A 23,304-nucleotide genomic window follows, 5' to 3' on the forward strand; every position below is an offset into this window, starting at 1 on the left:
AGACTCCTCTGAATCCATAAGACAAAAAACGAATCTCTGTTTTCCTCCTAAAAAACAAAGATGAGACCAAGCCCACTGATTCCTAATCCAAAATCAGTAGGCTTTTTATATGCTATTGAATAAATATTATTGTTTCCATTTCCAAAGGTAAACTTAACTGGTTCTTTACCGGTTCATTAAATATTTTGAATTTTCACAGAACTTTTACAAAAATCCTAATGGTATTTTACAATTGAAGCCTAAAATAGAAATGTAGGTTATTTATTTAGGGTTATCAAAGGAGATTATGATGAAAAAAGGAAAAACCTTCAAGAAATTAAGTATGCTATTGCTTGCCTCAACAATGGTTCTTGGTGCTTGTAGCAATCAAGCTAGTGGTAGCGGTCTGAAGTTAGACTTAAAGGCAGTTAATAGTAGCAGTGCTGCTAAGAAATCAGCTAACGGGAAATCCGTTCAAATGTATGATAGTAAACGTGCAAAAACAGAAGACTATTCAAAAGTTAATGACAAGCAAGCCAAATACGTCTTTTTATTTATTGGCGACGGGATGGGGGTAACGCCAGTCACTGCAGCTGAAGATTACCTTGCTATACCAAAACCAATAAAGATGAGGTTTACCCTACTAGAATGAATTTTACAGAGATGCCTGTTATCGGTTTGAAATCTCAGTATGATTGCCATTCTTTCATTCCAGACTCTGCCTCTACAGCAACAGCTTTTGCTTCAGGGATTAAAACGCAGACCAATACAGTTGGACTTTCGGGAGACTTTAAAAAATCCAGTGATACGGTTGCAGAAAAAGCTAAACGGGCAGGTAAATCTGTAGGAATCTTAACAACAGTAACACTTAATCATGCAACACCGGCAGCCTTTTATGCGAATGAAGAGTCCCGCTCGTCATATTATGACATCGGTTTACAAATGGCTGATTCTAACTTTGATTTCTTTGCAGGTGGATCTTTAAAAGACCGCACTGGGGAAAATGAGGATCAAAAAGACCTTTATGATGTCATGAAAGAAAAAGGTTACAATGTTGTTGACACAAAAGCTGATGCTGAAAAAGTAAACGCTAAATCTAAGAAGACCTATATTGTTTCTGAAGAACTCCAAGATGATGGGGCTATGCCTTATCAAATCGATAAGAAAAAAGATAGTCAAGGCCTTGATGACATGGTGAAAAAAGGGATTGAAGTCATGGAGGATGATCCTGAAGGTTTCTTCATGATGGCAGAATCTGGGAAGATTGACTGGGCTGAACATGCCAATGACGGTGCAACAGCGGTTAATGAAGTCATTGGTTTCCAAAAATCAATCCAAACAGCTATCGATTTCTATAATGAGCATCCAGATGAAACTTTAATTGTTGTCACAGCAGACCATTCAACAGGTGGTTTTACCATTGGAAATGAGTCAACAGGTTATGAAACTTACTTTGATCAATTGACAAAGCAAAAAGGGTCACAAGTTGAATTTGATAAGACTGTTACCTCAGAATTAGAGAAAAATCCAGATATGACTTTCGAAGAATTTGCACCAAAAATTGAAGAATTCTTTGGTTTAAAACTTGATAAGAGTGCCCCTTCAGAAAAAGTAAGTGTTGAGCAAGAAGAGGACTATCTTAAAAAACAAGAAGAAAACAGATCGCTTTGTTCACAAGAAGAATACAAAGCTTTAGAAGATGCCTTTGAAGAATCTAAAAAAGCTCCAGAACAACAAAATACTAATTATGGCGAGTACATTCCTGTATCCATCACAGCAACTCGCATCTTAGATAAAAAAGCAGGACTTGCTTGGTCAACAACAGACCATTCTGGTGAAAAAGTTCCTGTCTATGCCATGGGTTCAGGTGCAATCATGTTTGATGGTGAATATGATGATACCGATGTCGCTATTCGTGTTGCGGAAGCCATGGGCTTTAATGGCAAGGATTCAAAAGCTAATAAAAAAGTCGAAAAGAAAGCTCAAAAACCTAGTGGAGTTGGGCTAGAAGCACCAAAAGATAAAGAATAATTTTTTAAAGAAATTCCTTCATCAGGAGGAGTTTCTTTTTGTATGACTTTTTCATTTGGTCATATTCAGGTCATATTTCTGTTTTATACTGACTGTAAGAAATGCAGGAGGTATAAAGATGAAAGTTGCTTGGAAAGAGCTGACCTATCAGCCCAAGAAATATATTTTAATTGAATTTTTAATTGTATTGATGATTTTTATGGTGGTCTTTTTGACCGGTTTGACTAATGGTTTGGGTCGGGCAGTTAGTGCTCAAATCGAGAACTATGGACAGGTTCATTACCTCTTGTCCGAGGACGCGGAAGATATTATCAGTTTTTCTCATTTTTCTGATCAGTCTTTGCAAGAGATCCAAGACTTGCCTGAAAATCAATTGGCAGGCTTGGCGATTCAAAGAGCTGGCCTCAAAAAAACAGCCAAATCAGAGACAATTGATGTCACTTACTTTGTGGTTGAGGATAGTGCTTTGGTAAATCCTAAAGTGGTATCAGGCCACTCCCTGTCAACAGACTCAGGACAGATAGTTCTGGATCAGTCCTTCAAGAGCCACGGCATCAAGCTGGGTGATAAAATCCTTGATAGCAACAGTAAGAAATCACTTAAGGTGATAGGCTTCGCAAAAGATGCTATGTATGGGCATAGTGCGATTGCTTTTATGCGACCATCAACTTATCAAGAGATTAAAAAAGACAGTATGCCTGGTTTCAAGTGGCAAGCACAAGCCTTTGTGACCAAGAAAAAAGTGACCAAGAAAGAATTACCTAAAGAAGTTAGTCAATTGGGACAGAATGCCTTGATTCAAAAAATTCCTGGTTATCAGGCAGAACACCTTACCCTAACCATGATAACTTGGGTGCTTTTATTAGCTTCTTCAGCAATATTAGGAGTTTTCTTCTATATCTTAACCTTGCAGAAATTAAAACAATTTGGTGTTTTAAAAGCTATTGGCATGTCCATGCGTCAGATTTCCGGCATTCAAATGGCTCAAATCAGTTTATTGTCCCTCTTTGGAGTTGCTTTTGGAGTGCTTGCTGCTTGGGGCTTATCCCAAGGATTGCCGGCTAGTATGGCCTTTTTCCTCAAGTGGGATCATGTGGCTTTTGTCTCGGCTAGCTTTATCATGATTTCAATGCTTTGTGGAGCACTGTCTTTAATCAAGGTAAGTAAAGTCGATCCTTTGGATGTGATAGGTGGAAATGGAGAATAAGATGGCACTATTAGAATTAGAACATATCAGTAAAAGTTTTCAGGATGGCGACGGTCGTCAGACGGTCCTAGCTGACTTGAGCTTATCGATCGCTAAGAATGAATTTGTGGCTATATTAGGACCCTCAGGTTCAGGAAAATCAACGCTTTTGTCTATCGCAGGGCTCCTTTTGTCAGCTGATTCTGGCCGTATTGCTATTGCTGGTCAGGACTTATCAGCTTTGAAGCAGAAGCAGTGGACCCAAAAAAGACAGGAGTTACTCGGCTTTATTTTTCAGGACCATCAGCTTTTGCCCTTTATGTCCATTAAAGACCAATTGCTAATGGTGGCAAAAATGAAGGGTGGTCAGGATAAGCAAAGCATGATTCAAGAAGTTCTGCACTTGTTGGAAGAATTAGACATTCTTGCTTGTCAGGACAAATATCCGGGTCAGTTGTCTGGTGGGCAAAAGCAGCGGGCAGCCATTGCGCGAGCTTTTATTGGGAATCCTCAAGTCATTCTTGCTGATGAACCAACAGCTTCATTAGACTAAACGGGGGCGTGATATTGCGCAGCAGATCCAGTTTGAGGTTAAAAATAAGGAAAAAGCAGCTTTGATGGTGACCCATGACCATTCTATTTTGGACTTGGTGGATACGGTTTATGAGTTGCAAGAGCGGAAACTAGTGAAGGGCTGAGTGGTTGTGGTATAATTTTGGCAAAGGAGAGGTCATGTTTACGATACTAGTTGCTGAGGATGATGCTTCCCTCAATAAAATTATTAGCACCAAATTGCAACAGAATCACTTCACTGTTTTTTCCGTTTTTAATGGGCAAGAAGCCCTTGATTTGATGGAAAAACAGCAGGTTGATTTGATCATTACGGATATTATGATGCCGGTTATGGACGGTTACGAGCTATTAGAAAGTCTTCGTCAGGTTGGCGATAAGCGGCCTGTTCTGATGATTACGGCTAAGTCCCAGTTGGACTCTCTGGAAGAGGCCTTTAAATTGGGCGTTGATGACTACTTAGTCAAACCCATCCGTTTGCCGGAACTATTGTTGCGCGTGCAAGCATTGCTAAGACGAGCCGGTTTAGAGGCCGAGCAAGAATTGCATTTGGGTCAGACTAAATTGGACTATGCCCAACTAAGCATGAATAACTTGCGAGATCAATCGACGATTCATTTGCCCCCAAAAGAATTCTATTTGCTTTTTAAACTCTTAAGTCGTCCTGAAAAAATCTTTACGCGACTCGATTTGTTGGATGATATTTGGGGCATGGAAGATGATAAGGACGAACGTTTGGTTGATACTTGTGTCAAGAGACTTCGGCAAAAATGCAAGGGTAATCCTGACTTTGAGATTGTTTCAGTTCGTGGCCTCGGCTACAAGGGGAGGGTAGTAGATGACAAAATCTAAAGAATTACAGTGGTCATTGCGCTCCTATTTTGTCTTTTTATTTATTGCCATTATCATCATCACTAACCTAATTTCTTTTGCAGTCATTATGCTCTTGAAAGAAGGCTTGAAGGTAGAGGCTCCTTTATTCTTCTGGCTCATGCTTTATACACTCTTGACCATCTTGGTCGGAGGAGTCATCATGTGGCAAGGCTCCATCCATTTGACCCGTCCCATTCAAGAACTCAATCAGGCTGTGATTGAGGTTTCCCAAGGCAATTTCGACTATCAAATCATTCGCAAAACTTATCCAAAGGATAAGGCTACTTACCATAACGAGATCGATCAGTTGTCGCAGAACGTCAATCAAATGGCGCAAGATTTGAAGAATTTGGCCCAACTACGACAGGATTTTATTTCGAATATTTCCCATGAGTTGAAAACGCCAGTGGCTTCTCTAGTTGGCTTGACAGACCTCTTGTCTGATTCTCACTTAGAGGGTCAGGAGCAGGCCGAGCTACTAGCATTAATGCAATCAGAAACCTTAAGACTTAGTCGCCTTTGTGACGATATCTTAAACTTATCAAGACTGGATCGACAGACCGATTTAAGAATTGAAAAAGTTAGAATTGATGAACAAATCAGACATGTTCTCATTTTACTTAGTGAAAAATGGCGAGACAAAGATATCATAATTGATTTTGATAGCCAGCTATTTATTTAGGGACAGATGCTGACTTAAGCATGCAAATATGGATTAATCTAATAGATAATGCCATTAAATATTCTGGAGATAAAGTTAAGCTAGGAATCTATTTGATTGAGCAAGATAAAGGGTTAGAAATACTGATTTCTGACCATGGTATAGGAATTGAAGAGAGTAAACAAAGATACCTCTTCCAACAATTTTATCAAGCTGACCAATCTCATAACCGTGAGGGTAACGGGCTTGGACTAGCTATTGTTAAACGGATAATTACTTTGTTAGAGGGTAAGATTTCATTGCAAAGTCAAGTTGGTAAAGGAACGACTGTGACGGTGTACTTGCCAAATCACCGAATAAACCAATAAAAAAAGGAAGATCTGATTCAGATCTTCCTTTTGACGACATTATTTTTTATTAGCAATGGCGCTCTTGTCAGGGTCGTTGTGAGCCAGGCGTGAGGCTGCTGCGGCAGCAATGGCACAGACAATGTCATCTAAGAAAGTGTGGCAGGATTTGCCATCTTTGGCATTTAATTTGGCGATAATGCCGGGCTTTGTTTTGTCTAAATAACCATAGTTGGTGAAGCCAATTGAGCCATAGAGATTAACAATTGAAAGGGCTAGGATTTCATCAATACCGTAGAGTCCTTCATCGCTTTTTAGTATTTCTAGGAGAGGTTGGGATAGTTTGTTTTCTTCTGCCAGCTTGTCAAATTCGATACCGGTGATAATAGCATTTTGAACTTCTCTTTTTTTAAGAACAGCACGGATATTTTCCAGACATTCTTCTTTGGTTAAGTCGGGTATGTATTTATTCTGAAGGGACATAACTAAGTCTGCAATATCCTCATGTTGGACACCGCGTTCTAATAAGAGCTGAGTTGCGACTTCTTTTAATTGTGCATCACTTTTCATAAATAACCTCCTTTATAGTGTCATTATATCATAGTCCGGGAAAGATACTCATTTGTAAAAATGGTCAAGAAATGGATAACAATATCTCGATTTCATTAAATTTTGGGCAAAATTAGGTTAAATGTCAAAAAATTTTTTAATATACGTTATAATAGGAAAATATAGATAATTTATTGAAAAAAGTTCCATTTTTAGACACTTTATCCATTTAAATGATAACTTGACGTTTAAAAGTTGATTGGATGGAAAAATGAGATTTTAAAAACTTAAAAAATATTATATATCTGTGTAGAATTGATTTCATGAGGTGAAAATTTGTATGGAAAATAAGGTATTGCAGGAGTACATCTCAAAAAGAATACGACTGTTAAGGTTAAACAAGGGGTTAACACAGGAACAATTAGAAGAAAAAGCTGACCTTGGTACTAATTATGTCTATAAGTTGGAAAACCAGTCGACAAATGTTAAAGTTAAAACTTTAGAAAAGGTTATGAAAGCCTTGGAAGTTGATTTTGAAGAATTTTTTGACATTAGTTTAGTCGAAAAAAATGAAGACTTATCCGATTTGATGGACCAAATTAAAGAACTTTCTTCTGGGCAGCAAGATCGTGTGATTAAGGCCTTGTCAACTTTAGTTGGAGAGATAAAAAGTGACAAATAAGTCACTAATAAAGAACCCATGAGCGATCATGGTTTTTTTGTGTCCTGACAGGACTAGGAAACGAGAAGTCTTGGTGAATGCATCAGGGTAAAATTAATTTTTTGAAAATATTATTTTTAAAGCACAGCTATGGTAAAATAGGGTAAACAAGGAGAATGTGATGGAAAAATTTTGCCAATCTTGCGCGATGCCATTAATGCCAAAAGGTCAAGACCTAAGAGGGAACAATGCCGATGGCAGCAAATCAGATACTTATTGCTACATGTGCTATGTTAATGGCCGTTTTACTGAGCCAGATATTACTTTTGAGCAGATGGTTGCTAAGGGGCAGGCGGGCATTCAAGCTAGTCCCGGAAATGCTCTTGCTAAGTGGATGATGACGAAAAGTTACCCAATGATGCTCAAGAAAACCTCAAGATGGAGTCGCTAAAAGCTATTTTTGAATAGCTTTTTTTGCTAAAATAGAGAAAATCAGGATGCAAGGAGTAGGGAATGACCATTTTACAAGCTTTTGAGGAGCGGGATGCCTTTACGGAGACGGAAGTAGCGATTATTGACTACTTACAGGCTCATTTTCAGTCTATTGAGAGTTTGACCATCAGTCAGCTGGCTAAGGCGACTTTTACTTCTAATGCCAGTATTATTCGTCTTTGCCATAAGCTAGGATTTCAGGGTTTTCGCGATTTTCGTTTGGCCTTAGTAGCCGAGTTGACCTCTTCGCGTTATTTGGATAAAGAGGTGGATTTCACCCATCCTTTTCAAGAGGAGTCTAGTCAGGCAATTGTTAATGGGCTTTTTTCCCTCTACAAAAACACCATGGATCAGGTCCAGTCCTTACTGTCTCTTGATCAATTGGAGAAAATGGCTGAGCAGATTAAAGCTGCTGACCGTCTCTTTCTTTTTGGATATGGCGATGTTAAACTGACTTTAAAGAGCTTTAGTAATAAGCTGGTTAAAATCAATTATTTTCCGATTCTGGCGACGGACAATGATGAGGAACACCGCATTATTACTCATTTGAAAGCCGGAGACGTAGCACTATTTGTTTCTTATAGTGGCAACAATGACAAAATGTTGTCTCATGCGCAGCAATTGCGCCGTCAAGGCGTGACCATTCAAGTCATTACGGCTAATCAGAAGAGTCCATTGATTGCATGGAGTTCCAGTCATCTTTTGATTCCGGATTTGGAGAAGGATGATAAAGTCGGTACTTTTTATTCACAGTTGGCTTTTGACTACCTCTTGAATGTCATCTACACTTTCCTTTTTCAGGGTTGTAAGTCTTTGAAGTGAACTTTTTTTCCAGAAATATGAGCTAATCATTTGCCAAGTTTGAACCTTTTTACCCAGTTCGGTAAAAGGGCTTTTCTTTTGGTAAAAAAGGGGTAAGATGAGTTTATCAAAAGATTAAAAGGAGTCATTCAGATGAAATTAGGTATTATTGGAACAGGAATGATTGTGCAAGAGTTTCTCCCAACATTAGTGACTATTCCTGGGATTGAGGTGCTGGGCTTGCAAGGCATTCCTCAAGAGATGGAACAGGTTCAGGCATTAGCTGATGCTAACGGAGTTGCCCATGCAGTGAGTGATTTCGAGGCTTTAGTGGCTTTGGGAATTGATACTGTTTATGTAGCCGTGCCCAATTTCCTGCATGTTCATTACAGCAAATTGGCACTCCAAAAAGGCTTGCATGTTATCGTTGAAAAACCAGCTACAAGCAATGAGGCAGAGCTAAAAGAATTAGCTCAGTTAGCCGCAGAAAATGGGGTCTTCATTTTTGAAGCGGTCACCACAAGCTACCTCAAAGGCTTCGCTAAAATTAAAGAGTGGTTGCCTGAAATTGGTCAAATCAAACTTGTCCAGAGTCAATATAGTCAATATTCGAGCCGCTATAATGCCTTTAAAGAAGGAAAAATTTTGCCAGCTTTTGACCCAAGCAAATCAGGCGGCGCTCTTATGGATTTGAACTTGTATAACCTTCATTTAGTTTTAGAATTATTTGGTCAACCAGAGGATAGTCATTATTTCCCAACCATTGAAAGAGGGATTGATACCAATGGTATTCTGACCCTTCATTATCCTGACTTCCAAGCTTTCTGTTTGGCAGCTAAAGACAGTAAGGGCATGATTGGAGCCATTATTCAAGGGGACAAAGGTGTCATTAGAACCAGTCTTTCGCCAAATGCCATTGGGAAAGTTATACTTGAGAAAAATGATGGGACAGTTTTAGAGTTTGAGGAAGATACTTTTCAAAATCGTTTACTACCAGAATTTACGGCCTTTATCAATGCTATTAATAGTAATGATCAAAACTTTTATCAAGATGCAATGTCACGTAGCTTAATGGTCAGCAAGATCCAAACCAAAGCCCGCTTGGAAAACGGCATTCTATTCCCTGCTGATAAACAAGCATAGTCAGAAAGTAACTTTCCTTTCTATATTTGTTATAATGTTGAAAAAGAACAAAAGGAGAGACTTATGAAATTAGTGACTGATCAAATGATTTTACGCCACGGTGCTGTATTAGATGGGCGTATTGTTCAACCGCCAATGCTTTCTTACTCAGGTCTTAAAGATGGTTTTGCTAGTGATGAAACTTTAACTTATTATGGTGCCCGCTCACAGTCAGCTGCCATGGTTATTACAGAGTTTCATTATGTCTCAGAAAATGGTGGGCCTTGTTCTAAGCCAGGTTATCCAGAACAATTAGCCATTTATGATGATGAGCATACAGCATCGATTAAAGCTATCGCAGACGCTATCAAAAAAGATGGCAACAAGGCTATTTTACAAATCCATCATGGAGGTCGTCAAGCTGGGGTTCGTGCAGCAGAAGGAAAAGAAGTGTTGGCGCCAAGTGCTATTGATTTTGATTTTCTCCCATACCCCGTTCGCGAAATGACCAATAAAGAGATTGAGGATATCATCAAAGATTTTGGGCGTGCAACCAAACGGGCTATTGAAGCAGGATATGACGGTGTTGAAATTCATGGTGCAAACCATTACTTAATTCAACAATTTTTCTCTGCCTTTTCCAATAAGCGCCAAGACAAATGGGGAGGAAGTTTGGAAAAAAGGATGACTTTCGCACTCGAAGTCATTAAAGAGGTCAAAGCAGTCATAGCAACCCATGCCCCGAAAGATTTTATTCTTGGTTACCGGATTTCACCTGAAGAAATTCATGGTGATGTTGTCGGTTATACTTTTAAAGAATCGTTAGCACTAATCAGAGAGGTTGCTAAAGAGGAATTAGATTATATCAGTTTATCCATTTGGGGTGGCTACGCTGCCAAACCTGCGGGAAGTGAGCAATCTTTTGGCCAACTCTTTAAAGAAATAGTAGGTCCAGACACTCAAATCATGGTCGTTGGTTCTGTCTTTACAGAAGACCAAGCCCGTGATGCTATTGACCAACATGCTGATTTAATTGGGGTTGGTCGCGGTACCTTGATTGATCCTCAGTTCTGGTTGAAAATTAAAGAAGGTCGTGGACAGGATATTGTTCAAACCATTTCGCCAGAACAACTTGAAAAGACCTTCTGGAGCAAGGGGCTACAGGAAATCTTTACCCTTAAGGATTCAGGAGGTTTACCGCCCTTACCTGGACATGATTCAATTATTTCTTTACACCAAGGCATTTACGATTAAAACGATACTTCAGTTAAAATTGTTATAAGCTCAAAGACCCTAATAAACAAACAACCAAGCTCCCGGGGGACTTGGTTGTTTGTTTATGTTAAAATCTTAGCATCTTTGGTTATCATTTTAAGACTTTTTCAATCTAATTATTGAACATCTTAATTTTTATGTTTAGCCACTAAAATATCAGCTGCCACAGTGATTTCTTTCAGGTTTTCCAACTCAAGCTGACTTTTATCGACATGGAAGAAGAGGGGCGTCATTTCAATGAAATCAGCCAAATCAGCTTGGTTGATAGGGTAAGTTTGACTCCTATGGACGACTTGGTAGTCTGGGTAGGCCTGGGCGAAATGATTGATGACACTGTCATTGCTGTAGTCTTGATGTAGCAGTTGGTCAGCGGCAGCCTGACGTAATTCTTTGAGGTGGTCACTGGCTGTAACTGCTTTGATGATTTTTCCGCCTGGTTTGAGCACTCGCTTGAATTCCTGGTAATTGGCTGGTGAAAAAACATCAATAATGATATCAACAGACTGTTCTGCCAAGGGCAATTTGGCCAAATCGCCGACAAACCAAGTGACTAATCGCTGGGGGTCTTTTTTGGCTGCCATTAAGATGGAATCTTTAGATAGGTCAAAAGCTAAGATTTGGTTGGTCGGGGTTTGGGCGAGGGTGCGGGCATAGTAGCCTTCGCCGCAGGCGACATCAAGAATGGTGACAGGCTGGTCTTGAGGAAGCTCTTGACTGATGGCATTAAGGATGTGCTGGTAGTAGCCAGCTTCCAAGATGTGACTCCGTCTGATGAAGGATTCTTTGTCGTAATGGGGGTCTTTTTTGGCGTTGAGAATCAGGTTGGCATAGCCTTGTTTGGCCAAGTCGAAGGTATGATTTTTAGGGCAAATCAGGCTTTTACCTGTCAGTTTAAGCTGCTCTTGGCAGATGGGGCAGGTAAAGTACTTGGCGGTTTGACTAAAAGCTAACATGGTCTTTCCTTTTCTGTCTTTTGATAGTCCTATTATACACTTTTTTTACTTTAGATTAGTCTGACTATTTCATGTCTTGATGAAGATTAGAAATTCAGGGAATTTTTAAAATCTATTTGTCAGTTATTTGTTTTAATTTTTGGAAAATTCCACTTGAATTAGGGCTTTGGGTCGACTAACGATTTTCGGTTGACTAAGGCCTTTTTCTAGTCTATGATGGTATCTGTAAAATTCACCATAGATTGGAGACTAAATGGCTGAGCTTATCTATTTTGCGGATGATGAAAAGAATATTCGTGACCTCTTGGTGCCTTTTTTAATGCATGATGGTTTTTCGGTGCAAGCTTTTGAAAGGGGCGACCACTTATATGAGGCCTATTTGCGTCAGAAACCGGATTTGATTATTTTGGATGTCATGATGCCGGGGCCTGATGGCTTGGCCATTATGGAAAAAATTCGTCAGACTGACCAGGCGACGCCCATTATTCTTTTGACGGCCCGTGATTCGGATGCTGATTTTATTCGGGCCTTTCAGTTGGGGACGGATGATTACTTCACTAAACCATTTTCACCTATCAAATTAAGTCTCCACGTCAAGGCCCTCTTGAAGAGGAGCCATCAGGAGCCGGCTCAGGCCAGCAAGGCTTATCAATTCTTAGATTTAGTGCTTGATTGTGACAAACGTCAGGCTGCTTTAAAGGGCACGGATTTCCCTCTAACTAAGACGGAGTTTGACCTGCTTTTAGTGCTAATGGAAGAGGCAGGCTCTGCTTATTCCCGAGAAACCCTGCTGGATCGGGTCTGGGGTTTCGACGATGTGGAAAGTCGAGCGGTGGATGATACGGTTAAACGGCTGCGCAAAAAATTGAGCCAAGCACAGGCCCAAGTGGCTATTAAAACCGTCTGGGGTTATGGTTTCAAGTTGGGTGAGCAAGAATGAGGAAGAAGAAAAATTTAATGAATCGGCTTTTGCTGGTCAATTGTCTGACACTTTTGCTGACTTTTGGGCTCATTTACTTGTCGGTTAACCACGTGATTAAGGACTATGTTTACCAACTGACCAAAACGTCCATGAAGGCTAATTTTTCGATTTTGGACAGTCTTAATCAAGGCCAAGAAATTCCGGATAATACAGATAAGGAGCAGGATAGTATCTTCGTCTGGTCCTATTACGCTACTTATAGTGATTTAGGACAGAGGACCTTCACTAATGAAGTAAAAAAGGGTGTCAGTGATCAGCTTTATGCCTACTTGAGCACGAAGCATTTGTGGCAGAGGGCAGGCAAAAAAGATGGGATTTTGGTGACTATAGGGGAACAAACCTATTTTGTCATGACTAAAACTTATCTCGGTCGTTTGCAGGATGGTGAAGTGGTAAAAAGTGCCTCTGGCTCCAATCAAAAATTCCGCGTTATTAATTTTTCAGATGTTACTAAGACGCAAAAGCTAATTCATAGGATTCACCTATTTCTTCTATCGATTCTGATTGCGACTTTTAGCTTGATGATGTTGGTCGTCTTTAAGACTTTCCGTGATATTCGACAGTCCATTCACTCGGTCCAAACTTATATTTCTAGCCTTTGGCGTGACAGTCAAAGCCAAAAGAAGCAAGAAGAACTGGTTTTTTCTGACTTTGATCCTCTTTTGCAGGAGAGTCAGGAAATGGCTGCCCGGATTCAAAAGGCCGAAGCTAGCCAAGCCCAATTTTTCCAAAATGCTTCTCACGAGTTACGGACGCCTTTAATGTCCCTTCAAGGTTATACGGAGGGCCTTCAAACCGGCATCATTCCGCCAGAGACAGCCTATCCGGTTCTGATGCAAGAAAGCCAAAAGATGCGTCAATTGGTCGATGACATCTTACTCCTCTCTCGTATTGATAGTAGGACAGAATTCAAGAAAGACAGGCTTTCTTTAACAGATTTACTGGCTGACATGATGGCCTATTTCGGCCCAATTGCCAAGCAGCAAGACCTTGTTTTAGATGGACATGTTGAAGAAGAACCCTTTATGATTGAGGGCAATGCGGAGCTACTAGAAAAAGCTTTTTCCAATATCGTGACCAATGCCCTGCGTTACGCAAAGAGTCGGATTGCCATTGAAGAAAAGCAAGGGACCATTACGATTAGCAATGATGGTCCGGCTATTAGCCAAGCTGATTTACCCCACGTTTTTGAGCGTTTCTATAAGGGGCAAGGCGGGCAAACGGGGATTGGCCTTGCCATGGCTAAGGAGATTATTCTTCAGCACCAGGGTCAGATTTCTGTCACTTCTGATGAAAAGAGAACTGTTTTTACCACTCAATTGTGATTGCCACAAATTTGCCACAGTTTTACCACAAAATGTCGAAGAATGATTTGGGATTTAGGTCTATACTTTATATAAATCAAAGATAAAAAAGGAGAGACCTAGTCATGTTATCATCTACTCGTATCAAATCCTACGCCCTTATTAGTCTTTTTTCATTATTGGCCTTAGCTGCTGGCTATCAAAGTATTGCCTATGCGGAACAAGGGCAAAACCCTAGCCAGGTCAAGGTTAATGTCAAGAGTGTTGAGGATAAATTGGCCTTGGCAGACAAAGAAGCAGAACCAATCTATCAAACAATGGACAGTTTGCAAGCTTCTATTGCCAGTAAAAAAGCTCAAAACTTAACACCTGATGAAAATAGTCTTAATCAAGAATTGCAAAAGCTAAATGAGGACAATAGTGCGCTTCTGAGTTCTTTTCGCCAAGAAATGCCTGATAAAACTTGGTCCAATTTAGAAGAGGTCAAATCTTTGGTGGCTGCAAGTCATTTATCAGCTAATGATAAAAAAGCTTTAACCAGCTACTTTGAAAAAAGCATAAGCATCCAAAATAAATTAGATATTCTCTATTCGTCATTTGAGCAATCAGTTGCCAGTGAAGATGCGCAATTAGTGAGCTTAACAGCTCAAGTAGATCGTATCTACGAAAAATTTGGCATCACCAAAGATGTTCTATCAGCCTACTATGCAACTACAGGAATGACTGCTGACTAAATGCTTTGCAGGCAAAACCATTTCGATACAGACAGGACAAAAGCCCGTAAGGGCTTTTTAGTTGTACTTTTCCATTTTGAAAATGACTCTAAGCTTGTATATTTTCTCTTGCATTCTTCTTTTCATGTGCTATGATATAAAAAAGCATGAGGAGGTATCTATGATTAAAACCGTTGGTATTGTTAGCCTTTCGCGTGGCTTGTTGGGTGAAGCCTTTATTAAGCATGAATTAGACCTTGGAATCAAACGACTTGAGGACTATGGCTTAGAAGTCAAATTCTTGCCCAATGCTTTGAAAGGGATTGAGTATTTAGAAGAACACCCAGAAGCGCGTGCATCGGATTTACTTGAGGCCATGGCTGATGACTCCCTTGATATGATTCTATGTGCTATTGGCGGTGATGATACCTATCGTCTTTTGCCTTATCTTTTTGAAAATAATCAACTGGAAAAAGTGGCAAAACAGAAGACTTTTCTGGGCTTTTCAGATACCACAATGAACCATTTTATGTTACATAAGGTTGGGGTAAAAACCTTTTATGGGCAGTCTTTTATCGCTGACATTTGTGAGTTAGATATAGAGATGTTACCTTATTCTGAGCATTATTTCAGAGAATTAATTCAAACAGGCAGTATTTCTGAAATTCGGCCAAGTGATTTGTGGTATGAAGAGCGTCAAGATTTTAGTGAAAATGCCCTAGGGACGCAGAGGACAGCCCATCCAAATCAGGGCTTCGAATTATTGAGAGGACCAGCAAGATTTTCAGGACCAATTTTAGGGGGCTGTCTAGAGTCTATCTATGATATCTTTGACAATAGCCGCTATGAAGATACTGTTGAGCTCTGCGAAAAGTATCAGCTTTTCCCTAGCCTTGAAGATTGGCATGGTAGAATACTTTTGTTAGAAACTAGTGAAGAAAAGCCTAGTGTCGAAGGTCATCGTAAAATGCTAGAGAGCCTAAAAACAAGTGGTATTTTTAATGTCATCAATGGTCTACTTGTTGGCAAACCTCAAGATGAGAGTCATTACCAAGCATACAAAGAGAATCTCTTAGAAGTTATTGATAATGATATCCCCATTCTCTACAATGTCAATGTCGGACATGCAACACCAAGAGCAATTGTTCCCTTTGGTCAAATGGCTCACGTCGATGCTGACGAGCAAGTCATTCGCTTTGAATAGTAAAAATATCAGTGACTCAAAATATGATATTTGGCATCTAAAAGAAAAAGCCCGCAAGGGCTTTTAAGAATGAAGACAAGATTCATTTTTGAGGTTTGTTTTTCGGTTTATTGATTTAAAGTGATAAATACAATAAAAATATTAGCCCCAAATTCTAGACAAAGAAAATGAATTTTTTGGAACCAATTCATCAAGAGCATAGTAGTCTTATTGGTAGCAATAATAGTCTGTTCTATCTGTTATGGAGGATTTGAAAAACTCTCCTTATGAGATACTGTAATATACTCCTGAATAACTATAAAACTTTAATTAAAGGGATTCTAACGGAAAATTTTAATAATTTACAAACCGAAATGATGCTTTTCTATAGTGGTGATAGTGGCAGATTTCTCAAAAAGTCACTCGGAAATCTTGAGACCTCAGGGGTCGAGATTTAGGCATGGAATCGCTGGGATTTCCTCAAACAGTCAATTCACTGACTGTTTGACCTACCGTCCGGAACTACCATAGAAAAGCATCAAAAAAGTGAAGACTCAGTCTTTGTATTCACTCTAAAAAGCCCGTAAGGGCTTTTTATTATTCAACATCTAACTGATAATAAGGTTGGTAATCAATACTGGATCCTAAGCTAGATCCATATATCCATTTTTCCCCTTTAAGGCTATTAAAGTTTTCTGACTTTCCGGTTAAAATTATTCCAGCAAATTTGAGTTGATTAACATCTTTAATGTGTTTGTTATCCTTCAAGTAGTTATCTAAATCAGAGTAGATGTTAACATTATTGATTCCAACCTGAGGACTATTTTTTGAAACTTTGAACATTGTGTTTATAGTTGAATGTATATTCTCGGTATCTGTACCAAATTGATTTGGCCATTGCGAGGTATCCAGTGTAGTATAGGTACCAATCCAAAGCCAATTCTGCTTAAGGTTTTTTGGGAGCATGGTCTTTATTTCTTTGTAAGAATAAGGTTTATCAAACGTGATAGCTACTTCAATTACCTTATTTTCTAGCTGGTTAAGGTATTTAAGATCTTGACTTGGACTTGTTTTGACATCATTTTTGCTAAACTTCACCTTTGTGTTATAAAACTGAGGAATTTTCTGTAGATTACCTCTATCATAAAGGAGTTTATTCTTGGAAAAAACATCACTTGCTCCAGCATCAAAAGCACCTGTCAAGCTATAATTGGCTTCGAAAGGCGAGTATGCGACTGGAATGCCATCTAAATCTTTGAAACGGTCGGCATGAACCTTACCAGAAAATTGTCCAGTTGGAAAATAGTAAAGACTATTATAAGAGATATTTGGGTAGGCAATCTCAGCCAATTGTTGGTAGTCATTATAAACTTTTTGCCCATTTTTAGCGGTCATATTGCTCAGCAATTTAAAACAAAGACCAAAGAGGAGAAGAGTAGCTAGAAGACTGAAGACTATGGTCATTAAAAAGGTTTTTCTTCGGCGTTTTTTGGCTAGAAGAGCTAAGGGATCATTTGATTTCATGATGAGTGTATCCTTTCAGTTGGAGTTCCTGTTTGAGCTGACGACGAGCGCGCATCAATGTGATTTTAATATTAGACTGAGATTTACCGGTAATTTCAGCAATCTCCTTGATGGAGAAATTTTGAAAATAGTAGAGATCTAGGAGAATTCGGAAATTTTCAGGCATTTGACTCAAGGTCTCATAAAGAAAATCATATCCTTCGTGATCATAAGGATTTAGGCTTTCTTGGGAAAAGAAGTCTCGCTTAAGGATGTCGTAGTAGTGTTTATCTCGACGGTAAAGGTCAATATAGCGACGAATGGCTGTGCGATACATCCATGCCCGATGTTTACTTAAGGGTAAGTTATAATTAGCTTCCAAAATCTGAATGAAGACGTCCTGGGTTACATCTTGTGCTAGGTGGGGAGAAATCCCAGATTTTATTAAATAAGCAATAATTTCATTGGCATAGGCCATTATTTCCTTTTCATATGCATCAATATTAATATGGACGTCCTCCTTTCAATCATTTCCTATCTTCACTAGTATAACGAATGACAGGATCAAATGGTTACATGATTAAGCGTTTTTTATTTTTAATTATCATTGCTATCTTCTTTTAATTAATCTATAATGAAAGTGATTAAAAAGCAAGGAGATGCTTGTCATGGAAAAACGTATTTTAAAAGTTGAGACAGAGCGTTATCAGAAATTTCCAGGCTGGTCATGACCCTATTAGCCTGTGGGATGGTAGAGCTTTTCTTCATTGCAGGTAGTTTGCTGGCCGGTCTCATTCTGGGAATGGGGATTGTCATATCAGTCTTGGCTAAAGGTACTTCAGACTTTGTTGTAGAGATTCAAGCAATTTCTGAAAGTATTTTCGTAGAATTGGGTATTTTTCCCTTTGTTGTCCTGGTTTTATTTGCTTGGGTTAAGTGGTTCGAAAAACGTCCTTTTAGTAGCTTAGGTTTTTTCAAGGGACAAGTGGCTTGGCAGTTAGTGAAAGGCTGGTTGCTTGGAACTCTTCTCTTTGCAGTGACTCTTGGTCTGAGTTATCTCCTTGGTGGTTTGGAATTTAAATCCTTTGATTTCTCATTGAAAACCCTGGCTTACTTACTCCTCATTATTCCCCTCTGGTTGGTCCAAGGTGGGACAGAAGAACTCTTAACTCGGGGTTGGTTATTACCTATTATTGCCAAACGAACCAACTTGATTATCGCTATTGCAATTTCAAGTAGTCTCTTTGGAATCATGCATTTAGGTAATGATAATGTCACTTTCTTTTCTGTTCTAAGTATTATCATGGTCGGTATTTTTCTAGCTCTGTACATGCTCAAAACGGATAATATCTGGGGTGTGGCTGGTATCCATGGCGCCTGGAATTTTACCCAAGGGAACATCTTTGGCATTTCCGTTTCTGGTACCCAGGCAGGACCATCACTCATGCATTTTGGCCAAAAAATGGGAGCTCCCGATTGGATTTCGGGCGGAGCTTTCGGGACAGAAGGCAGTTTACTGGCAAGTCTTGTTTTGCTTGTAGGAAGTGTCTATTTGGCTTGGCAATTAAGCCAAGAAAAAAAGACCTCAACCTCTGAGATTTCTTTGGAAAATAGCTGAGCATTTAAGTCAAGCCCGGAAGGGCTTTTTTTGATGACATTTGTCATATGACATCATGACTTTTTTTACTAGTTGTCAAGTCAGCTTTTCACTATACTTAAACTATCAAAAGGATTAAATGAAAGAAGGGCTAGTATGATTAAGGTTGAAAAGATCACTAAAGTGATTAAAGGGAAAGAGATTTTAAAGGATGTTTCCTTTAAGCTTGAAGAAGGTGAATGTGTTGCTTTGATTGGTCCTAATGGTGCCGGCAAGTCAACCCTTATTGGTGCCATGTTGGGTGATAAAAAAATTAATCAAGGTAAAATTAGTATTCAATCCAAGAACCCTAAGGACCAAGCTTTGAAAGAAAAAATAGCTGTCTTACAACAAGACAATACCATTCCTAATCATTTGAAAGTTAAAGAGTTGATAACCTTCTTTAGAGATATTGCGACCAACCCACTATCCCTTCAAGAAATTGATGCCTTGCTTGGCTTTGAGCAGCAGCAAAAAAATCTTCTTGCGGAAAAGTTATCTGGTGGCCAGAGAAGACTGCTCTCATTTGTCCTCATTCTCATCGGTCAAGCCGATATTCTCTTCTTAGATGAACCAACAGCCGGTATGGATACGTCAACCCGCAAACGATTTTGGGAAATCATTGCTGATTTAAAAGGGCAAGGAAAGACTATTTTTTACACCAGTCACTACATTGAAGAAGTAGAACACACGGCTGAACGGATTTTGATTTTACATCAGGGGAAATTATTGAAAGATACCAGTCCTTATCTTTTGGGTAATGAGGAAATGGAAAAAGAAATTACCTTGCCACGCAAATATGAGGATTTACTCGAGCCTTCACCATTGATTAATCACCTTATCCTGAAAAAAGAAAGTTTGCAGTTTAGAACTAAGGATTTGGCTCAGCTATGGCCCCAATTAGAAGCTGCAGGTGTTAGCATTCAAGAGATTCAAATTCAAAACAAGTCGCTTTTAGATAGCTTATTTGAACAAACACAAGGAGAAAGAGAATGAAAGCATTATTAAAAATTGAGTGGATTAAATTATGGCGTGAGTGGCCCATTTTCATTCTGGCTATTGGCATGCCGGTTGGTTTCTTCCTTTTCTACTCAGGTATGAGCATGTCACCAGATCCTGAGGTTCAAAAAGAGTTTGTCCAATCTTATATGTTGACCATGACCGCCTTTTCCATGTCTAGTTTCGGCTTCTTCTCTTTTCCTTCCATGTTATTTGAGGATCAAAAGAATCACTGGCTACTCTATTTGGAACATGCCAATGTTAGTATCTTGCAATACTATCTATCGAAAATTATTAGAGTTTATATCAGTTTTACCTGTTCTATCCTAGCTACTTTTGCCATTGCCAAAGTCTTCCGAGATGTTGAAATGACTTTGGAACAATGGATTGGTTCAGTCATCTTACTACTGATTTCAGGCTTAGTCTTTTTGGCTATAGGGCTTTTAATTGCTCAGATACCTTCTCCTCAATTAATGTCCATTGTTGGGAATGTGGCCTTTCTCTTATTAGCCATTGTTGGGGGTTCTTGGATGCCTATTTCCATTTTCCCGAAATGGATGCAGCAGGTTTCGAAACTAACACCAACCTACCATGTTAATGAGTTGGTCAAAACATTTGCTGAGAAAACGCACATCCAATGGCAATCCTTGCTTATTGTCTTTGCCTATGCCATAATAATGATGATAATAGCGCTTGCAATTAAACAAAGGAAAGAAGTAACGGTATGACATTCAAATGGCACTGGCAACATCCCCTCTATTATATCCCTTTAGTGTTTATGGTTTTTCCTTTTGGGGGAATCTACTTTTTCGGATACCCTTTGTGGACCTTGCCTTTTAGCCTCTTATTTTTACTGGCTTACCTAATTATAGTTCATGAAGAAATCAGCTGGCTGACCAACTTTCTTTGGGTCTATATGCTGCTCTATATTACCTTTATGACCTTAACGGTCAATAGTGGAATGATTTGGTTCTACTTTTACCTCAACAACCTCTATGTCTACCGATTACAGGATGACTTTAAGAGTTTTCGGTTTATCTCCTATGTTGTCAGCACCATTTTCGTCATTCTATATGTCTTTATCAAGGTCCATGATATTGCGGTCCAAACCTTTACCTTACTCATTCCCATCCTCAACTTTGCCATGTTGATTTTTTGGACGTTGGAACGTAAACGGGATGAAGCCAAAGAACTCTTGATGGAAAAAAACAAGTCCATTAATCTCCTTTTGGCAGAAAATGAACGTAATCGTATCGGCCAAGACTTACACGATACCCTGGGACACGTCTTTGTCATGTTAACGGTTAAGGCTGACTTAATCCAAACCCTTTTGGATCATGGTGAAATCGCCAAGGCTCAAAAGGAAGTAGCTGATTTGCAAAAAATCACCAAAAATGCGACGAGTGATGTCAGACAAATGGTCGAAAGTCTCAAGGACCATAATATCAGTGAGGAACTGGTAGTCATATCTAATATGTTAGAATTAGCTGGCATTGACCTCCAAGTAAAAGGTGCAGAAGTGGCAGAAACTTTTCCTTTGGCTATTCAAAGTAAATTGAGCATGATTATCCGAGAATTGATTAATAATCTTATGAAACATAGTCAGGCCAAAGCATGTCAACTTGCCTTTGGTCAAACAAAATCGGATTATTTGCTCAATTATCAAGATGATGGTATTGGTTTTTCAAATCTGACTGGCCAAGAACTACATAGTATCAAAGACCGTTTGGTGCCATTGAGGGGAGAGCTTGTCATTAGCTCAGCTAAAAATCCTACTCAAATAAGCATTCGGATCCCTGTAAAGGAGTAAAAAATGAAATTATTAGTTGCTGATGATCAATCCATGTTACGAGACGCCCTTTGTCAGCTCCTTACTTATCAATCAGGTGTTGAGGCTGTCTTTCAAGCCGAAAATGGTCAAAAGGCTATTGATTTACTGGAACAAGAAACTGTTGATGTGGCTATTCTCGACATCGAAATGCCAGAAAAATCAGGCCTCGATGTTTTAGAATGGGTTCGGGAACATCAAGAGCTTAAAGTCATTATCGTGACCACTTTCAAGAGGAAGGGCTATTTTAAACGTGCTTTAGCCGCTCACGTCGATGGTTATGTTTTGAAAGACCGTTCCATTTCTGAATTGATGCAGACCATTCATAATGTTCTCGAAGGACGCAAAGAATACTCACCCGAGCTGATTGAGGAAGTCACTTTTTCAAGCAACCCTTTAAGTAAACGAGAGCAAGAAGTTTTGACTCTGGTTGCGCAAGGAGACTCCAACCAAGAAATAGCTCAAAAACTCTTTTTATCAAACGGCACTGTTCGTAATTACTTAACCTGTATCTTTACCAAACTCAATGCCAGCAACCGAACCGAAGCCGCCAAAATTGCTCAGGAAAAAGGTTGGGTATAGTAAGAAAAAAGAAGCCCATTTTTAATAATAGGTTTCTTTTTGTGTCTAGATTGAACTCATTTGTAAAAAAGTTTAAACACAATTCCTGAAAGGATCTCTTCATGCTATAATATTCTCATGAATAATCAATCTCAGAAAAATATGTTGTTGGGTTTCCTGAGTGCCTTTTCGTGTGAGGTTCTTTTTGGGCTCTCTTATCTTTTTACCAAGGAGGCTGCTAGTCAAGCGTCTGCCATGGCTCTATTGGGTTGGCGTTTTGCTCTTGCTTTGGCAATCATGCTTGTCATGTGGGCCTTTGGTCTCATTTCCCTAAACCTTAAGAAAAAGGGGTTGGGGCAAGCTATTTTATTGGGTCTCTTTAGTCCGGTTCTCTATTTTGTGGGTGAAACTTATGGGATAAAGAGTACGACAGCTTCGGAAAGTGGGGCCTTCTTGGCCACCATTCCAGTTGTGACCTTGCTAATGGCCAGTTTGGTGCTCAAGGATAAACCGACCAAGGGCCAAATGATGGGGATTAGTCTAACGGTTTTAGGCGTTTTGATTAGTGTCTTTGCGGTTGGCGTCCAGGCTAGTTTTTCCTTCTTTGGCTATGCCATGCTGCTCTTAGCAGTCCTATCCTATGCTTTTTACTGTGTCTTGGTTGAGAAATCCCAGGCTTTCTCGGGAGTAGAGCTAACCTTTGTCATGATTTTGGTGGGATTCTGCGTCTTTAGCATATTGGCCATTATAGAGGGACTGACTACAGGTAATTTAGCGGAGCTTTGGGCTCTGCCATTGCAGCAAGCTTCCTTTGGCATGGCGGTTCTTTACCAAGGAATTGCCTGTTCTGTTCTAGCTTTCTTCTTATCTAATTATGCTATTAGCCAATTAGGGGTCAATCGGACAGCCTCCTTTATAGGTGTCTCAACAGCAGTAGCAATCTTATCAGGTGTCCTCCTTTATAGGTGTCTCAACAGCAGTAGCAATCTTATCAGGTGTCCTCCTTTTAGGTGAATCCTTCACATTTATTCAGATACTTGGTGTCCTACTTATTATGCTTGGGGTTTATATTTCCAATCGGGGATGATATTTAGA

At 39.4% G+C, this 23,304-nt stretch carries 24 protein-coding genes and 3 pseudogenes; 23 read left to right on the forward strand and 4 right to left on the reverse strand.

Annotation, left to right across the window (positions count from 1 at the left end; translation table 11 throughout):
* Positions 1-289: 289 nt before the first annotated feature.
* From AT575_RS10905 to AT575_RS11040, 7 genes and pseudogenes are all read left to right on the forward strand, one after another.
* A complete protein-coding gene (locus AT575_RS10905) occupies positions 290-631 on the forward strand; it encodes a hypothetical protein (RefSeq protein ID WP_245871527.1) in 342 nt (113 codons plus the stop codon).
* Positions 628-2,010 carry an alkaline phosphatase gene (locus AT575_RS08335; RefSeq protein ID WP_245871528.1) on the forward strand — a complete coding sequence of 461 codons (1,383 nt, stop codon included), beginning with the start codon at positions 628-630 and terminating at the stop codon, positions 2,008-2,010. The genes AT575_RS10905 and AT575_RS08335 overlap by 4 nt, the downstream gene beginning before the upstream one ends.
* A 118-nt stretch (positions 2,011-2,128) precedes the next feature.
* Entirely contained in the window at positions 2,129-3,217 is a 1,089-nt protein-coding gene (locus AT575_RS08340) for an ABC transporter permease (protein ID WP_102777943.1), read from the forward strand.
* A gap of 1 nt (position 3,218) precedes the next feature.
* A pseudogene (locus AT575_RS08345) lies at positions 3,219-3,894 on the forward strand (ABC transporter ATP-binding protein).
* A 34-nt stretch (positions 3,895-3,928) separates the two neighbouring features.
* Positions 3,929-4,618, forward strand: coding sequence for a response regulator transcription factor (locus tag AT575_RS08350; RefSeq protein WP_102777944.1), 690 nt, complete (start codon positions 3,929-3,931; stop codon positions 4,616-4,618).
* Positions 4,605-5,321 carry a histidine kinase dimerization/phospho-acceptor domain-containing protein gene (locus AT575_RS08355; RefSeq protein WP_342748317.1) on the forward strand — a complete coding sequence of 239 codons (717 nt, stop codon included), beginning with the start codon at positions 4,605-4,607 and terminating at the stop codon, positions 5,319-5,321. Before AT575_RS08350 ends, AT575_RS08355 begins: the two co-directional genes overlap by 14 nt.
* 20 nt (positions 5,322-5,341) lie before the next feature.
* Positions 5,342-5,668, forward strand: coding sequence for a sensor histidine kinase (locus tag AT575_RS11040; protein ID WP_342748318.1), 327 nt, complete (start codon positions 5,342-5,344; stop codon positions 5,666-5,668).
* 39 nt (positions 5,669-5,707) lie between these two features.
* Here AT575_RS11040 and AT575_RS08360 read toward each other — a convergent pair whose 3' ends face one another.
* The gene (locus AT575_RS08360; protein ID WP_102777945.1) at positions 5,708-6,217 is read right to left on the reverse strand and encodes a phosphatidylglycerophosphatase A family protein; all 510 of its coding nucleotides are present in this window, start codon (positions 6,215-6,217) and stop codon (positions 5,708-5,710) included.
* A gap of 319 nt (positions 6,218-6,536) precedes the next feature.
* Between AT575_RS08360 and AT575_RS08365 the strand changes: the two genes are divergently transcribed.
* The 5 genes from AT575_RS08365 to AT575_RS08385 all read left to right on the forward strand — a co-directional run bounded on the left by AT575_RS08365 (position 6,537) and on the right by AT575_RS08385 (position 10,526).
* Positions 6,537-6,878, forward strand: coding sequence for a helix-turn-helix domain-containing protein (locus AT575_RS08365; RefSeq protein ID WP_102777946.1), 342 nt, complete (start codon positions 6,537-6,539; stop codon positions 6,876-6,878).
* A 160-nt stretch (positions 6,879-7,038) separates the two neighbouring features.
* Positions 7,039-7,308 carry a zinc ribbon domain-containing protein gene (locus tag AT575_RS08370; protein WP_102777947.1) on the forward strand — a complete coding sequence of 90 codons (270 nt, stop codon included), beginning with the start codon at positions 7,039-7,041 and terminating at the stop codon, positions 7,306-7,308.
* Between the two features lie 62 nt (positions 7,309-7,370).
* Positions 7,371-8,171 (forward strand): MurR/RpiR family transcriptional regulator, encoded by an 801-nt coding sequence (locus tag AT575_RS08375; RefSeq protein ID WP_102777948.1) that lies wholly within the window; start codon positions 7,371-7,373, stop codon positions 8,169-8,171.
* Positions 8,172-8,303: 132 nt separating this feature from the next.
* Positions 8,304-9,293, forward strand: coding sequence for a Gfo/Idh/MocA family protein (locus AT575_RS08380; protein WP_102777949.1), 990 nt, complete (start codon positions 8,304-8,306; stop codon positions 9,291-9,293).
* A 63-nt stretch (positions 9,294-9,356) separates the two neighbouring features.
* Positions 9,357-10,526: an NADH-dependent flavin oxidoreductase gene (locus AT575_RS08385; RefSeq protein ID WP_102777950.1), complete on the forward strand. Its 1,170-nt coding sequence runs from the start codon at positions 9,357-9,359 to the stop codon at positions 10,524-10,526.
* Positions 10,527-10,675: 149 nt separating this feature from the next.
* Here the strand turns inward: AT575_RS08385 and AT575_RS08390 are convergent, their stop codons facing one another.
* Positions 10,676-11,500 carry a methyltransferase domain-containing protein gene (locus AT575_RS08390; protein ID WP_102777951.1) on the reverse strand — a complete coding sequence of 275 codons (825 nt, stop codon included), beginning with the start codon at positions 11,498-11,500 and terminating at the stop codon, positions 10,676-10,678.
* A 253-nt stretch (positions 11,501-11,753) separates the two neighbouring features.
* Here AT575_RS08390 and AT575_RS08395 point away from each other — a divergent pair, with 253 nt between their 5' ends.
* From AT575_RS08395 to AT575_RS08410, 4 genes and pseudogenes are all read left to right on the forward strand, one after another.
* Positions 11,754-12,440: a response regulator transcription factor gene (locus AT575_RS08395; protein ID WP_102777952.1), complete on the forward strand. Its 687-nt coding sequence runs from the start codon at positions 11,754-11,756 to the stop codon at positions 12,438-12,440.
* Positions 12,437-13,853, forward strand: a pseudogene (locus tag AT575_RS08400) (sensor histidine kinase). Before AT575_RS08395 ends, AT575_RS08400 begins: the two are co-directional and overlap by 4 nt.
* 58 nt (positions 13,854-13,911) lie before the next feature.
* Positions 13,912-14,520 (forward strand): chromosome assembly protein, encoded by a 609-nt coding sequence (locus tag AT575_RS08405; protein ID WP_102777954.1) that lies wholly within the window; start codon positions 13,912-13,914, stop codon positions 14,518-14,520.
* Positions 14,521-14,680: 160 nt separating this feature from the next.
* Positions 14,681-15,703, forward strand: a complete 1,023-nt coding sequence (locus AT575_RS08410; protein WP_102777955.1) for a S66 family peptidase — start codon at positions 14,681-14,683, stop codon at positions 15,701-15,703.
* A gap of 576 nt (positions 15,704-16,279) precedes the next feature.
* Here the strand turns inward: AT575_RS08410 and AT575_RS08415 are convergent.
* On the reverse strand, positions 16,280-17,206 hold the full coding sequence (locus tag AT575_RS08415) for an anti sigma factor C-terminal domain-containing protein (RefSeq protein ID WP_102777956.1): 927 nt from the start codon (positions 17,204-17,206) through the stop codon (positions 16,280-16,282).
* Positions 17,193-17,693: an RNA polymerase sigma factor gene (locus AT575_RS08420; RefSeq protein ID WP_281254367.1), complete on the reverse strand. Its 501-nt coding sequence runs from the start codon at positions 17,691-17,693 to the stop codon at positions 17,193-17,195. The genes AT575_RS08415 and AT575_RS08420 overlap by 14 nt, the downstream gene beginning before the upstream one ends.
* A 160-nt stretch (positions 17,694-17,853) precedes the next feature.
* On the opposite strand from AT575_RS08420, the pseudogene AT575_RS08425 reads away from it, so the two are divergent.
* The 7 genes and pseudogenes from AT575_RS08425 (at position 17,854) to AT575_RS11015 (ending at position 23,296) form a co-directional block, all read left to right on the forward strand.
* Positions 17,854-18,803 (forward strand): annotated as a pseudogene (locus AT575_RS08425) (CPBP family intramembrane glutamic endopeptidase).
* Between the two features lie 135 nt (positions 18,804-18,938).
* A complete protein-coding gene (locus AT575_RS08430) occupies positions 18,939-19,817 on the forward strand; it encodes an ABC transporter ATP-binding protein (protein WP_102777958.1) in 879 nt (292 codons plus the stop codon).
* Positions 19,814-20,548 carry an ABC transporter permease gene (locus AT575_RS08435; protein ID WP_102777959.1) on the forward strand — a complete coding sequence of 245 codons (735 nt, stop codon included), beginning with the start codon at positions 19,814-19,816 and terminating at the stop codon, positions 20,546-20,548. The genes AT575_RS08430 and AT575_RS08435 overlap by 4 nt, the downstream gene beginning before the upstream one ends.
* Entirely contained in the window at positions 20,545-21,630 is a 1,086-nt protein-coding gene (locus tag AT575_RS08440; protein ID WP_102777960.1) for a sensor histidine kinase, read from the forward strand. The genes AT575_RS08435 and AT575_RS08440 overlap by 4 nt, the downstream gene beginning before the upstream one ends.
* A 3-nt stretch (positions 21,631-21,633) precedes the next feature.
* Positions 21,634-22,230: a response regulator transcription factor gene (locus AT575_RS08445; RefSeq protein ID WP_102777961.1), complete on the forward strand. Its 597-nt coding sequence runs from the start codon at positions 21,634-21,636 to the stop codon at positions 22,228-22,230.
* 141 nt (positions 22,231-22,371) lie between these two features.
* Positions 22,372-23,223: a DMT family transporter gene (locus AT575_RS08450; RefSeq protein ID WP_281254368.1), complete on the forward strand. Its 852-nt coding sequence runs from the start codon at positions 22,372-22,374 to the stop codon at positions 23,221-23,223.
* The gene (locus AT575_RS11015; protein ID WP_281254365.1) at positions 23,159-23,296 is read left to right on the forward strand and encodes an EamA family transporter; all 138 of its coding nucleotides are present in this window, start codon (positions 23,159-23,161) and stop codon (positions 23,294-23,296) included. Before AT575_RS08450 ends, AT575_RS11015 begins: the two co-directional genes overlap by 65 nt.
* Positions 23,297-23,304: the final 8 nt, after the last annotated feature.

Origin of the sequence: Streptococcus penaeicida, from assembly GCF_002887775.1 — a bacterium.
Taxonomy (GTDB): Bacteria; Bacillota; Bacilli; order Lactobacillales; family Streptococcaceae; genus Streptococcus; species Streptococcus penaeicida.

Bases quoted from the DNA above. Each gene is read 5' to 3' on its own strand.
- AT575_RS10905 (WP_245871527.1), top strand. From the start codon at position 290: ATGAAAAAAGGAAAAACCTTCAAGAAATTAAGTATGCTATTGCTTGCC.
- AT575_RS08335 (WP_245871528.1), top strand. From the start codon at position 628: ATGAATTTTACAGAGATGCCTGTTATCGGTTTGAAATCTCAGTATGAT.
- AT575_RS08340 (WP_102777943.1), top strand. From the start codon at position 2,129: ATGAAAGTTGCTTGGAAAGAGCTGACCTATCAGCCCAAGAAATATATT.
- AT575_RS08350 (WP_102777944.1), top strand. From the start codon at position 3,929: ATGTTTACGATACTAGTTGCTGAGGATGATGCTTCCCTCAATAAAATT.
- AT575_RS08355 (WP_342748317.1), top strand. From the start codon at position 4,605: ATGACAAAATCTAAAGAATTACAGTGGTCATTGCGCTCCTATTTTGTC.
- AT575_RS11040 (WP_342748318.1), top strand. From the start codon at position 5,342: ATGCAAATATGGATTAATCTAATAGATAATGCCATTAAATATTCTGGA.
- AT575_RS08360 (WP_102777945.1), bottom strand. From the start codon at position 6,217: ATGAAAAGTGATGCACAATTAAAAGAAGTCGCAACTCAGCTCTTATTA.
- AT575_RS08365 (WP_102777946.1), top strand. From the start codon at position 6,537: ATGGAAAATAAGGTATTGCAGGAGTACATCTCAAAAAGAATACGACTG.
- AT575_RS08370 (WP_102777947.1), top strand. From the start codon at position 7,039: ATGGAAAAATTTTGCCAATCTTGCGCGATGCCATTAATGCCAAAAGGT.
- AT575_RS08375 (WP_102777948.1), top strand. From the start codon at position 7,371: ATGACCATTTTACAAGCTTTTGAGGAGCGGGATGCCTTTACGGAGACG.
- AT575_RS08380 (WP_102777949.1), top strand. From the start codon at position 8,304: ATGAAATTAGGTATTATTGGAACAGGAATGATTGTGCAAGAGTTTCTC.
- AT575_RS08385 (WP_102777950.1), top strand. From the start codon at position 9,357: ATGAAATTAGTGACTGATCAAATGATTTTACGCCACGGTGCTGTATTA.
- AT575_RS08390 (WP_102777951.1), bottom strand. From the start codon at position 11,500: ATGTTAGCTTTTAGTCAAACCGCCAAGTACTTTACCTGCCCCATCTGC.
- AT575_RS08395 (WP_102777952.1), top strand. From the start codon at position 11,754: ATGGCTGAGCTTATCTATTTTGCGGATGATGAAAAGAATATTCGTGAC.
- AT575_RS08405 (WP_102777954.1), top strand. From the start codon at position 13,912: ATGTTATCATCTACTCGTATCAAATCCTACGCCCTTATTAGTCTTTTT.
- AT575_RS08410 (WP_102777955.1), top strand. From the start codon at position 14,681: ATGATTAAAACCGTTGGTATTGTTAGCCTTTCGCGTGGCTTGTTGGGT.
- AT575_RS08415 (WP_102777956.1), bottom strand. From the start codon at position 17,206: ATGAAATCAAATGATCCCTTAGCTCTTCTAGCCAAAAAACGCCGAAGA.
- AT575_RS08430 (WP_102777958.1), top strand. From the start codon at position 18,939: ATGATTAAGGTTGAAAAGATCACTAAAGTGATTAAAGGGAAAGAGATT.
- AT575_RS08435 (WP_102777959.1), top strand. From the start codon at position 19,814: ATGAAAGCATTATTAAAAATTGAGTGGATTAAATTATGGCGTGAGTGG.
- AT575_RS08440 (WP_102777960.1), top strand. From the start codon at position 20,545: ATGACATTCAAATGGCACTGGCAACATCCCCTCTATTATATCCCTTTA.
- AT575_RS08445 (WP_102777961.1), top strand. From the start codon at position 21,634: ATGAAATTATTAGTTGCTGATGATCAATCCATGTTACGAGACGCCCTT.
- AT575_RS08450 (WP_281254368.1), top strand. From the start codon at position 22,372: ATGTTGTTGGGTTTCCTGAGTGCCTTTTCGTGTGAGGTTCTTTTTGGG.